Source organism: Streptomyces sp. NRRL S-337 (assembly GCF_000720175.1).
Taxonomy (GTDB): Bacteria; Actinomycetota; Actinomycetes; order Streptomycetales; family Streptomycetaceae; genus Streptomyces; species Streptomyces siderophoricus.
On record NZ_JOIX01000019.1, the window covers coordinates 50,262 to 62,853 of the forward strand.

The window sequence follows — 12,592 nt, forward strand, 5'->3', positions numbered from 1 at the left end:
AGGGTGGGGCGGGCGCATGTGCGAGGCAGGCTGCCGGCGGGCGGCGCTCAGGGCTTGGTGCCCGGTGAGACGTAGGCGGTCAGCCGCTTCAGGCCGGGGGTCGGTGGGAGGGAGACCTTGCGCCAACCGCGGGCGTAGTGCGGGGGCCGCTGGCCGGCCACGAGGAGGACGGCGGCGGGGCGGCGGGTGCCGAGCCGGGTCAGGGCGGTCGGGGTGATGCTGGCGTCGTGGCCGGCGGGCTGGCGGGACGCGCAGCCGGCCTGGTACGCCACGCGGACCGCTTCCTCGCCGCTGACGGCGCACGGCGGCCGGAGACCGGCGGTGCGCAGGGTCCGGGCGATCCGGGCGATGTCGGTCTGGGCGCGGACCGTTCCGCGCTGCATCTTGTGCAGGATCGCCAGCTGGACCGCCTCGTGGCCGAGCAGCACGAGGGCCAGCAGGGCCACCGCCGCGGCGTGCCGCCGGCGGGGGAGGAGGGCCAGCCGGCACAGGAACCAGGCGGCGGGCATCATCAGCAGGGCGTACGCGGGCAGCAGGAAGCGCGGGGCGGCGTAGTCGACCGCCAGGAGGTAGGGGGCGGCGAGGCAGAGGCCGACCAGTGACGGGAGCACGACGGGTGCCGCGCCGTAACGGTGCAGCGAGCCGTCGGGGTCGTGGAGGCGGAGGGTCGGCCAGGTCTGCCCGTCCCGTTGCCCTGCGCCGCCGGTGGCGAGGCGGTCGGCCCGGGCCGCGTCCAGGACGAGGCTGCCCAGCCGTACGGGGTCGAGCCAGAGGCCGTCGCGCCGGCCGGGGTGCGCTCCGTGGCCGGGCGGCCACACCGGGCCGTAGCGGTGCAGCGCTCCGCCGGGTTCGCGGGCGCGTACCGCGGCCCAGACCGCGCCGATCACCGCCAGTGGGAGCGCGCACCACCATGCCGCCGCCACCGGATGGTCCCAGGCCAGATGGCAGGGGCGGCACAGGGTCTTTCCCTGGAGCGCCCGGGCGTGATCGGCGAAGGACGGGTGCCAGCCGAGGCCGCCCTGGATCTCCGCGGCCTGCCGCAGCCGGGCGGGGAAGCCGCCGTACGAGAGGTACGCCTCGATGATCCACTCGGCGCATCCGAGGACGAGACCGGCCGGGAGGGCGAGCAGCACGGTGGACCGGCGCCAGGTCGGTACGACGAGCCCGGCCACGAAGAGCGGAACGGCCAGCCATACCGCGTCGGTGGGGCGCATCAGCGCGACCAGTGCCACCGCGGCGGCGAGGCCGGTGGCGGCGCCCCGGCCGGCCTCCGGGGCCAGCTGTACGGGCGGCTGGCGCACCGCGAGCAGGAAGCAGCCGGTGGCGATGAGCGCGGCGTAGCCGACCCACAGGTTCGGCATGGCCTGCGGACCGTAGAAGAGGGTGACCCAGAGCCCGGCGAACAGCGCGCCGCCGAGCGCCGGGACGGGCGGCGGCAGCAGGCGCCGCCAGATGCAGAGGGTGAGCAGGAGCCCGGCGCCGGAGAGCAGCGCGAGGTAGCAGTGCAGCGCGGGGGCCGAGGTCGTGAGGGCGACGACCGGGGCGAGGAGGAGGGTGACGCCGCGGGCGCGCGGGGCGCTGAAGTACGCGGCCGGGGTGTGCGGGTCGACCTGGCTGACGTAGACCGTCTCGTCCCATCCCAAACCGGGGGTGGAGACGGCGAAATAGAGCTGCCCGGCGGTGAAGACGGCGGCCACGGTGATCAGCCATCGCAGATCACTGCCCGGTGCGGGGCGCGTCGGATGGGCCCGCGGGGCCAGGCCGGTCGTGCCGGGGAGGAGGCTGGCTTGCTGCATGGGCACCACAGTGCGTGCGCGGCCGGAACCCGGCCACACATGTGGTGCGGTTGGAGCACGCGGCCGCTTACGCCGAAGGGGCGGTGTTTCACGTGAAACACCGCCCCTCGGCGTCTGTGCGGCTCCGCCGGCGCTACTTCACCTGCGGCTTGCGGATGTTGAGGTGGAGCTCCTTGAGCCGGGCTTCTTCCAGCTCGGTCGGCGCGCCCATCATCAGGTCCTGCGCGTTGCCGTTCAGCGGGAACGCGATGGTCTCGCGGATGTTCGGCTCGTCCGCGAGCAGCATGACGATGCGGTCGACGCCGGGGGCGATACCGCCGTGCGGCGGGGCGCCGAAGCGGAAGGCGCGGAGCATGCCCGCGAACTTCTCCTCGACGGTCTCACGGTCGTAGCCCGCGATCTCGAAGGCCTTGATCATGATGTCCGGCTCGTGGTTCCGGATCGCGCCGGAGGACAGCTCGACGCCGTTGCAGACGATGTCGTACTGCCAGCCCAGGATGTCCAGCGGGTCCTTCTCCTCCAGGTCCTTCATGCCGCCCTGCGGCATCGAGAAGGGGTTGTGGGAGAAGTCGATCTTGCCGGTCTCCTCGTCCCGCTCGTACATCGGGAAGTCGACGATCCAGCAGAAGCGGAAGACGTTCTCCTCGAAGTGGCCGGCGCGCTTGGCGGCCTCGACGCGGACCGCGCCCATGATCTTCGAGACCTCGTCGAACTCGCCCGCGCCGAAGAAGACCGCGTGACCTGCCTCCAGCCCGAGGCGCTCGGTGAGGACCTTGACGTTCTCCTCGGTGAGGAACTTGGCGATCGGGCCGGTCAGCGAGCCGTCTTCACCGACGCGCACCCAGGCCAGGCCCTTGGCACCCTGCTGGACCGCGTAGTCGCCGAGCTGGTCGAAGAACTTGCGCGGCTGGTCCTGGACGGCCGGCACCGGCAGCGCGCGGACGTGCTTGCCCGCGAACGCCTTGAACTCCGAGCCCTCGAAGACGTCGGTGATGTCGACCAGTTCGAGCTGGGCGCGCAGGTCCGGCTTGTCGGAGCCGTACTTCAGCATCGCCTCGCGGAACGGGATGCGCGGGAACGGCGAGGTGACGTGCCGGCCGCCGCCGAACTCCTCGAACAGCTCGGTCATCAGCTTCTCGACCGGCTGGAAGACGTCCTCCTGCTCGACGAAGGACATCTCGATGTCGAGCTGGTAGAACTCGCCCGGCGAGCGGTCCGCGCGGGCGTCCTCGTCGCGGAAGCACGGGGCGATCTGGAAGTACCGGTCGAAGCCCGAGATCATCAGCAGCTGCTTGAACTGCTGCGGGGCCTGCGGCAGCGCGTAGAACTTGCCCGGGTGGAGGCGGGACGGCACGACGAAGTCGCGGGCGCCCTCCGGGGAGGTGGCGCTGAGGATCGGCGTCGCCATCTCGTTGAAGCCGAGGGCGACCATCTTCTGGCGGATGGACGCGATGACCGCCGAGCGCAGCATGATGTTGCGGTGCATCCGCTCGCGGCGCAGGTCGAGGAAGCGGTACTCCAGGCGCCGCTCCTCGTTGACGCCGTCGTCCGCGTTGATCGTGAACGGGATCTGCTGGGCCGCACCCAGGACCTCGACCTCGGTGACCTCGATCTCGATCTCGCCGGTGGGCAGCTCCGGGTTGACGTTCTCGGCACCGCGCGAGACGACCTTGCCGTCGACGCGGACGACCGTCTCCTTCGTCAGCTTGTCGAGCGCCTCGGCGCCGGGGGTGCCGGGGCGGGCCACGAGCTGGACGAGACCGTAGTGGTCGCGCAGATCGATGAAGAGGATGCCGCCCAGGTCACGACGATTGTGCAGCCAGCCGCTGAGGCGGACGTCGGTGTCGACGTCCGCGGCTCGGAGCTCGCCGCAGTTATGGGACCGGTACCGGTGCATCGCTCATCCAAGTCGTCGCGAGTGTCGAGGTGAGGAGTTGTCGGGAGGGGGGCGGGGGTCGGGATCCGGTGCGGACGCCCGGCCGCTCTCCCCGTGGATCACCCGAAAGGCCACCCCAGGATTGACATAACCGCTCCAGGTTACCGCCCCGGCCCCCGGCGCTTCGTTGACATATACGCATCAGCGATTCCCGGCGGGTTCCCGGCACGATTCCGGCGCGATCACCGGGGTGCGCCGGGGGGCGGCGACTGCGACGAGGGTCACGCTCCGTTCTCTGGTCGGCCTCCGGCAAACGCCCCTAAAGTGAGGCAATGCGCACCAAGGACCTCCTGGCTGCCATCGCAACCGGCCTCTGGCGCTGGGACAACGCCACGGGACGGGTGAGCCTCGACGCCGAGGCGGCCCGGCTGCTCGGGTTGCCGGCCGAGCCGGTGGAGCTGACCGAGGCGGCGGTGCGTTCCCGTTTTCATCCCGTCGACTTCGCCGAGGTCAACGGCATCGTGCAGCTCGCGGTCGCCGAGGAGACCCTGGCCGAGGCCCGGCTGCGGGTCGTCGACGAGCAGGGGCAGGTACTGCGGCTGGTCCGCTCCCGGTCCCGGCCCCGCCTGGTCGACGGTGATTTCGAGCTGGTCGGCACCCTTCAGGAGGTGCCCGAGCCGCTGCCCGGCACCTCCGCCGCACACACCCCGATCACCGGCGACTGGCGCCGCTCGCGCGAGGCGTTCCTGCTGGACGCGGGGCGGGCGCTGGCCGAGGCCCGGTCCACCGCGGAGGTGCTGCGGGTGGCGGCGAGGCTGTCGATGCCCGGTTTCATGCCGGAGGGGCTCGCGGTCTTCGGAATCGAGGGCGACCGGGTGTCGGTCATCGGCCACCACGGCCACCGGCCCGGCGACGAGCAGCCGTTCCTCGACATGCCGCTGGAGACGGAGTACCCGGCCGCTGAGGTGATCCGCACCGGCCGGGCCATCTATCTGCCCACACCCGAGGAGTACCGCGGCCGCTACCCGGCCACCTGGCCGCTGGCCGCCCGCTTCGGCCGGATGTCGTGGGCGTTCCTGCCGCTGGTCAATGCGGGCCGGACGATCGGTGCCTGGATGGCGGGGTTCGCCGAGCCGGTCGCCTTCACGCCCGACGAGCGCTCGGTGCTGACCACCGTCGCCCGGATGCTGGCGCAGGCGCTGGCCAGGGCCGGGATGCAGGAGGAACAGCAGGAGCTGGCGCTCGGGCTGCAGCGCAGCATGCGGCCCACGGTGCAGCCGGACATCCCGGGGATGACGGTCGCGGCGCGCTACGTCCCGACCGGCGGCGGGCTGGAGGTGGGCGGCGACTGGTACGACATGATCCCGCTGCCGTCGGGCCGGATCGCGCTGGTCATCGGGGACGTGCAGGGCCATGACGTACGGGCCGCGGGCCTGATGGGGCAGCTGCGGATCGCGCTGCGGGCCTATGCCTCCGAGGGGCACCACCCGGACGCGGTGCTCTCGCGGGCGTCCCGGTTCCTGGCCGGGATCAACGCGACGGAGTTCCGCGGCCACGGCGAGGACCAGCGGTTCGCCACCTGTCTGTACATCGAGGTGGACCCGTCGACCGGGCTGCTGGACATCGCACGGGCCGGCCACCCCGACCCGGCGATCCGGCTGTGCGACGGCACGATGCTGATCCGTCCGACCGCGGGTGGGCTGCCGCTGGGGATCGTCCCGGACGCCGACTACCCCACCACCCGCCTCGTCCTGGAGCCCGGCGAAACGATGATGGTCTGCACCGACGGGCTGATCGAGACCGGCGGGCACGACCTGGAGACCGGATGGTCGCGACTGCGCGGCATCATCGAGTCGCACGAGGTCGGCGCGGACGAAGGGGATCTGGAACGGCTCGCCGACGCCCTGGTCCAGGCCGTGCACGGCCCGCCCTCCCACCACACCACCGGACCGCTGGTGGACCGCCGCGAGGACGACATAGCCCTTCTGCTGCTGTGCCGTGAGGGCGGCAGCTGCGGCGTCGGCACCGGGGGACCGCCGGCGCAGCAGCCCGTACGGCGCACCGCGCTCTCCGTGGCCCAGGCCGAACCGCACCGGATAGCCGAGGCGCGCCGGCAGGTCCGCGAGGTGCTGCACGACTGGGCCGACCCGGACCAGGTCGACTCGGCGGTGCTGATGGTCTCCGAAATGGTCACCAACGTCCTGCTGCACACCGACGGGGACGCGCTGCTGGTCGCCGAGATCTCCGGGGAGCTGGGCGCGCGCCGGGTCCGGGTCGACGTCTCCGACAGCAGCGACGAGCTGCCGCACCGGCGCAGTCCCGGCGAACTGGCCTCCTCGGGGCGGGGGTTGGTGCTGCTGGAGCTGCTGGCCGGGAAGTGGGGCGTGGATCCGCGCGGGGACGGCAAGTCGACGTGGTTCGAGCTCTACGAGGACGCGGGGGACGCGCTGGGCCCGGTGTCGCCGGAACTGGAGTCCGAGCCGGAGTCCGAGTCCGCCGCGTAGTGCTTGCGCAGTTCGTGCAGGACGCCGGAGACCGCGGCGGTCAGCGGGACGGACAGCAGCATGCCGAGGATGCCGGCGACACTGGCGCCGGCCGTGATCGCCAGCATCACCGTCGCCGGGTGCATCTGGACCGTGCGGCTCTGGATCATCGGCTGCAGGACGTGCCCCTCCAGTACCTGGACGGCGAGGACGACGCCGAGCGTCCACAGTGCGATGACGAAGCCCCGGTCGGCGAACGCGACCAGGATCGCCACCGCGCCGGAGATGAACGCGCCGAGGTAGGGGATGTACGCGCCGACGAAGACCAGTGCGCCCAGGCCCGGGGCGCCCGGCACCTGGAGGATCAGCAGGCCGACGGTGATGCACAGGGCGTCGATCAGCGCGATGACGGTGGTGCCGCGCATGAAGCCCTGTATGGCCTGGAAGCCGCGGCGGGCCATCCGTTCGAGCTGGGGCCCCGAATTGCCGGGCGCCCAGTCGTGCAGCGCGCGGACGGCCTTGTCCGCGTCGCGGAGGAAGAAGAATGTCAGCAGCAGGGCGAGGACCGCGGCGGCGATGAACTGGCCGACGACGCTGACCCCGGCCAGCAGCCCGGAGGCCGCCTCACCGCCGAACCTGGTGACCAGGCTCTTGGCGTTGGAGGCCAGGTCGCCGAGCGACGCACCGGCCGTGCCGAAGTTCTTGGAGAGGCCCTGGCCGGCCTCCTTGAGCGAGGCGATGATCTGGTCCCCGGTGTCCACCAGCGCACTGACGACGACATATCCGGCGCCGCCGACCACCACCAGCAGGACGGCGCAGGTCAGCCCGGCCGCCAGCGAGCGGTTGAGCCGCATCCCGACCAGCCGCCGGTAGAGCGGCCCGAGCAGCGCACTGCCGAGCAGCGCCAGCAGCACGGGCGTGACCGCCGCGCTCAGGAAGACGCACAGCCAGACGCCGACGGCCAGCACGGACGCGACCAGCAGCGCCACCACGCACCAGGCCGCGGCACGGCGGGCCTCGACCGGCAGCAACGGCTTCTCCGTCAGCGGCCGTTCGGGGCCGGAGCCGCTCCGGTCATGATCCGAATCGTTTCGCACCCGGACAGTCCACCATGACGCACGGTCCGGAAACGGGCAGGGGAACGCGCCGGGGCGGTGTTTCACGTGAAACACCTCGTTTCACGTGAAACACCGCCCCTCATCACGAGGTCCGGCGCCGGGTCAGTGCTCCCCGGCGGGGATCGTGCCGAGCCGGCCGGCCTGGAAGTCCTCGAAGGCCTGGGCCAGTTCGGCATGGGTGTTCATCACGAACGGGCCGTAGTGCATCATCGGCTCGCGGATCGGCAGCCCGCCCAGCAGCACCACCTCGAAGTTCGGGCTGCGCGACTCCTGGGTCTCGTCCGCCCGGATCGTGAGCGAGTCGCCGGCTCCGAACACCACCGTCTGGCCCATGCGGAACGGGCGTCCCTCCGCGCCGGCGGTGCCACGGCCGGCCAGGGCGTAGGCAAGGGCGTTGAAATCCTTGCGCCAGGGGAGGGTCAGCTCGGCGCCGGGGTTCACCGACACATGCATCATCGTGATCGGCGTGTGCGTGATGCCCGGGCCGTGGTGGCCGTCGATGTCACCGGCGATCAGGCGCAGCAGCGCCCCGCCGTCGGCGGAGGTCAGCAGCTTGACCTGGCCGCCGCCGATGTCCTGGTAGCGAGGGGCCATCATCTTGTCGCTCTTCGGCAGGTTGACCCACAGCTGGAGGCCGTGGAAGAGACCGCCGGACATGACCAGCGACTCCGGCGGCGCCTCGATGTGGAGCAGGCCGGAGCCCGCCGTCATCCACTGCGTGTCACCGCCGTTGATGACCCCGCCGCCGCCGTGCGAGTCACGGTGCACGAACGTGCCGTCGATCAGGTACGTGACGGTCTCGAAGCCGCGGTGCGGGTGCCAGGGCGTGCCCTTGGGCTCTCCGGGCGCGTACTCCACCTCGCCCATCTGATCCATCATGATGAACGGGTCGAGGTGCTTGTAGTCGATGCCGGCGAAGGCCCGGCGCACCGGGAAGCCCTCGCCCTCGAATCCGCTCGGCGCGGTGGCGACGCCCAGCACGGGACGGGTCTGCGCCTCGGCGGATGCCGCCACGCGGGGCAGGGTCAGCGGGTTCTCTACGGTCACAGCGGGCATGACGGCCTCCTCGGTCGCTCCAAACTTAGTTGAATGCTGAACAACCTGCAAGGCATAGTCATTCCCACGGGCGTTTCCGCAGGTCGAAGAACCAAAGCAGACGGCCGGCCGAACAATGTCGGCCGGCCGTTCAGGAACCCGGGCGGTCTCCGCGGGGCGCTCAGCCGCCCGCGCGGCAAGGGCGGCTAGCCGTACATCCGCCGCATCGCGAAGTCGACCATCTGCTCCACGGCCTTGGCGTCGAAGACCATCCGGTGGTCACCCTCCATGTCGAGGACGAAGCCGTAGCCGGTCGGCAGCAGGTCGAGCACCTCGGCACCGGTGATCACGAAGTACTTGGACTCCTTGCCCGCGTACCGCCGCAGCTCCTTGAGCGAGGTGAACATCGGGATCACCGGCTGCTGGGTGTTGTGCAGCGCCAGGAAGCCGGGGTTGTCACCGCGCGGGCAGTACACCTTGGACGTCGAGAAGATGCCCTGGAAGTCCTCGGCCGACATCGAGCCGGTGGTGAAGGCGCGCACCGCGTCGGCGAGCGAGGGCGGGGACGGCTCGGGATAGAGCGGCTGTTCGCCGTAGCCCCCGGGGGCCGACTGCTGCGGCGGTGGCGGAGGCGCGCCGTACTGCTGCCCGGTACCCGCGTTCTGGTCGTAGCCGTACATGCGCCACAGCGTACTGAGTCGGCGCACCGCCGGGGGACGCTCGTCACAGATGGGCGGAAGGGGTTGATTCTTATTACCCGCGGGTAGCATCATGCTAGCTACTAGCCGGTATTGCGTCTGAGGTCCCAGCCTTGGGGTCCTCTCCCGAACCCTTACGGAGCCGTACCCATGGGCCACTACAAGTCGAATCTCCGCGACATCGAGTTCAACCTCTTCGAGGTGCTGGGCCGTGAGCGCGTGTACGGCACCGGACCGTTCGCGGAGATGGATGTCGACACCGCCAAGAGCGTGCTGTCCGAGATCGCCCGACTGTCCGAGAACGAGCTCGCCGAGTCGTTCGCCGACACGGACCGCAACCCCCCGGTCTTCGACCCGGACACCAACACCGCGCCGGTCCCGGACACCTTCAAGAAGAGCTACCAGGCCTTCATGGACGCCGAGTGGTGGCGTCTGGGCATCCCGGAGGAGCTCGGCGGCACCCCCGCGCCCCGCTCCCTCCTCTGGGGCTTCGCCGAGACGATCCTGGGCGCCAACCCGGCCGTGTGGATGTACGCGTCCGGCCCCGCCTTCGCCGGTGTGCTCTTCGACGAGGGCACCGAGGAGCAGCACCGCATAGCCCAGCTGATGGTGGACAAGCAGTGGGGCTCCACCATGGTGCTCACCGAGCCGGACGCCGGTTCGGACGTCGGCGCCGGCCGCACCAAGGCCACCCAGCAGGAGGACGGCTCCTGGCACATCGAGGGCGTCAAGCGCTTCATCACCTCCGGTGAGCACGACATGTCCGAGAACATCGTGCACTTCGTCCTCGCCCGCCCCGAGGGCCACGGCCCGGGCACCAAGGGCCTCTCGCTGTTCATCGTGCCGAAGTACGACTTCGACTGGGAGACCGGCGAGCTGGGTGAGCGCAACGGCGTCTACGCCACGAACGTCGAGCACAAGATGGGCCTGAAGGCCTCCAACACCTGCGAGATGACGTTCGGCGCCAACCACCCCGCCAAGGGCTGGCTGCTCGGCGAGAAGCACGACGGCATCCGCCAGATGTTCAAGATCATCGAGTTCGCCCGGATGATGGTCGGCACGAAGGCCATCGCCACCCTCTCCACCGGCTACCTCAACGCGCTGGAGTACGCCAAGGAGCGGGTGCAGGGTCCGGACCTGGCCGCCTTCACCGACAAGACCGCGCCGCGCGTCACCATCACCCACCACCCCGACGTGCGCCGCTCGCTGATGACGCAGAAGGCGTACACCGAGGGCATGCGCGCCCTGGTGCTCTACACCGCCTCGGTCCAGGACGAGATCCTCATCAAGGAGGCCGCGGGCGAGGACGCGAGCGCCGCGAACCGCCTCAACGACCTGCTGCTGCCGATCGTCAAGGGCTACGGCTCGGAGCGGTCCTACGAGCAGCTGGCGCAGTCGCTGCAGACCTTCGGTGGCTCCGGGTACCTCCAGGAGTACCCGATCGAGCAGTACATCCGCGACGCCAAGATCGACACCCTCTACGAGGGCACCACCGCGATCCAGGGCCAGGATTTCTTCTTCCGGAAGATCGTCCGGGACCAGGGCCAGGCGCTGACCGTGCTGTCCGAGGAGATCAAGAAGTTCCTCGCCGACAACACCGGCGGCGAGGAGCTGGCGCAGGCCCGCGGCGAGCTGGCCAAGGCCGCCGCCGACCTGGAGGCGATCGTCGGCGCCATGCTGACCGACCTCGCCGCGACCGAGCAGGACGTCAAGTCCATCTACAAGGTCGGCCTCAACACCACCCGCCTGCTGATGGCCTCCGGCGACGTCGTCGTCGGCTACCTCCTCCTCAAGGGCGCGGCGGTGGCCGCGGAGAAGCTGGCCGGCGCCTCGGCGAAGGACAAGCCGTTCTACACCGGCAAGATCGCCGCGGCGAAGTTCTTCGCGCACAACATCCTGCCGGACGTCTCCGTCCAGCGTTCCCTCGCCGAGTCCGTCGACCAGTCGCTGATGGAGCTCGACGAGGCCGCGTTCTGAAAGAGCGCACAGGGGAGGGCAGGTCGCGTTCCGGGGCAGGGTCCGCTGCCCGGGCGCGCGGCCTTCCCGAGAGCCTCTGTCCCGGCGTTCTTAGAGGTCTCTCATAGAGGCAGTCCAGACTGACGTTGCCCGCCTCCCTTCCCCCGGGGAGGCGGGCTTCGTCATTCTTGGTCCGACCCACCCGCCCACCAGACCGGAATCGTTCGTTCCAGTGGGGTTCTCGTTCTGGAATGCAGAAATCGTGGCCGGAAGGGAGCGGAGTCACTCCGCACGCGCACGGGGAATGCGGGGCCCGGCTCCTTATGCTGAATCCATGACCAACTCCGCCCGCTTCGATCGCGGCCACACCGACGACCTGATGTCCTTCCTCGCCGCCAGTCCGTCGCCGTACCACGCGGTCGCCAATGCGGCGGAACGGCTGGAAAAGGCAGGTTTCCGGCAGGTCGCGGAGACCGACGCCTGGGACGGCGAGAGCGGCGGACGGTACGTGCTGCGCGGCGGCGCGATCATCGCCTGGTACGTCCCCGAGGGTGCGAGCCCGGCGAGTCCGTACCGAATTGTCGGGGCTCACACCGACTCTCCCAATCTGCGGGTCAAACCGATTCCGGACACCGGCGCCCGCGGCTGGCGGCAGGTCGCCGTGGAGATCTACGGCGGCACCCTGCTCAACACCTGGCTCGACCGCGACCTCGGGCTGAGCGGCCGGGTGACCCTCGGCGGCGGGGAGCACCGGCTCGTGCACGTGGACCGGGCGCTGCTGCGGGTGCCGCAGCTCGCCGTGCACCTCGACCGTTCGGTCAACGCCGAGGGCCTCAAGCTCGACAAGCAGCGGCACATGACGCCCATCTGGGGCCTGGGCGAGGTGGCCGAGGGCGATCTGATCGCCTTCGTCGCGGAGGAGATCGGCGTCCCGGCCGGGGACATCAAGGGCTGGGACCTGATGGTGCACAGCATCGAGCCGCCGGCCTATCTGGGCCGCGACCGCGAACTGGTCGCCGGGCCGCGGATGGACAACCTGCTGTCCGTGCACGCCGGTACGGCCGCGCTCACCGCGGCCGCCGCCCAGGGCTCCGCGCTGACCAGCATCCCGGTGCTGGCCGCCTTCGACCACGAGGAGAACGGCAGCCAGTCCGACACCGGCGCCGACGGCCCACTGCTCGGCACGGTCCTGGAGCGCTCGGTGTTCGCCCGCGGCGGCTCGTACGAGGACCGGGCGCGGGCCTTCGCCGGCACCATCTGCCTGTCGTCCGACACCGGGCACGCCGTCCACCCCAACTACAGCGAGCGGCACGAGCCGGGACACCAGCCGATGCCCAACGGCGGTCCGATCCTCAAGGTGAACGTCAACCAGCGCTACGCCACGGACGGCAGCGGGCGGGCCGTCTTCGCGGCGGCCTGCGAGCGCGCCGGCGTGCCGTGGCAGAGCTTCGTCTCCAACAACTCGATGCCGTGCGGGACCACCATCGGGCCGATCACCGCGGCCCGGCACGGCATCGCGACCGTCGACATCGGCGTGGCGATCCTGTCCATGCACTCGGCCCGCGAGCTGTGCGGCGCCGAGGACCCCCACCTGCTCGCGAACGCCCTGACGGCCTTCCTGGAGGGCTGA

Annotated in this window: 8 protein-coding genes; 3 read left to right on the top strand and 5 right to left on the bottom strand. The window is 70.9% G+C overall.

The features are described 5' to 3' along the window. Positions 1-47: 47 nt before the first annotated feature. Both IG62_RS43260 and aspS read right to left on the bottom strand, forming a co-directional pair. Positions 48-1,796, bottom strand: coding sequence for a hypothetical protein (locus IG62_RS43260; protein WP_051798159.1), 1,749 nt, complete (start codon positions 1,794-1,796; stop codon positions 48-50). Positions 1,797-1,929: 133 nt separating this feature from the next. Continuing rightward, the gene (gene aspS / locus IG62_RS0116710) at positions 1,930-3,693 is read right to left on the bottom strand and encodes an aspartate--tRNA ligase (protein WP_030802832.1); all 1,764 of its coding nucleotides are present in this window, start codon (positions 3,691-3,693) and stop codon (positions 1,930-1,932) included. A gap of 311 nt (positions 3,694-4,004) precedes the next feature. On the opposite strand from aspS, the gene IG62_RS0116715 reads away from it, so the two are divergent. Next, on the top strand, positions 4,005-6,176 hold the full coding sequence (locus IG62_RS0116715; protein ID WP_030802835.1) for an ATP-binding SpoIIE family protein phosphatase: 2,172 nt from the start codon (positions 4,005-4,007) through the stop codon (positions 6,174-6,176). On the opposite strand, the gene IG62_RS0116720 is transcribed toward IG62_RS0116715, so the two are convergent. From IG62_RS0116720 to IG62_RS0116730, 3 genes are all read right to left on the bottom strand, one after another. Further along, on the bottom strand, positions 6,098-7,252 hold the full coding sequence (locus IG62_RS0116720) for an AI-2E family transporter (protein ID WP_030802838.1): 1,155 nt from the start codon (positions 7,250-7,252) through the stop codon (positions 6,098-6,100). The genes IG62_RS0116715 and IG62_RS0116720 overlap by 79 nt on opposite strands. 123 nt (positions 7,253-7,375) lie before the next feature. Further along, positions 7,376-8,329 carry a pirin family protein gene (locus IG62_RS0116725; RefSeq protein ID WP_030802841.1) on the bottom strand — a complete coding sequence of 318 codons (954 nt, stop codon included), beginning with the start codon at positions 8,327-8,329 and terminating at the stop codon, positions 7,376-7,378. A 185-nt stretch (positions 8,330-8,514) separates the two neighbouring features. Then, positions 8,515-8,988, bottom strand: a complete 474-nt coding sequence (locus tag IG62_RS0116730; protein ID WP_030802844.1) for an SseB family protein — start codon at positions 8,986-8,988, stop codon at positions 8,515-8,517. Positions 8,989-9,156: 168 nt separating this feature from the next. Here IG62_RS0116730 and IG62_RS0116735 point away from each other — a divergent pair, with 168 nt between their 5' ends. Beyond that, positions 9,157-10,983, top strand: a complete 1,827-nt coding sequence (locus tag IG62_RS0116735; protein WP_030802847.1) for an acyl-CoA dehydrogenase — start codon at positions 9,157-9,159, stop codon at positions 10,981-10,983. 313 nt (positions 10,984-11,296) lie between these two features. Beyond that, positions 11,297-12,592, top strand: coding sequence for a M18 family aminopeptidase (locus IG62_RS0116740; RefSeq protein ID WP_030802850.1), 1,296 nt, complete (start codon positions 11,297-11,299; stop codon positions 12,590-12,592).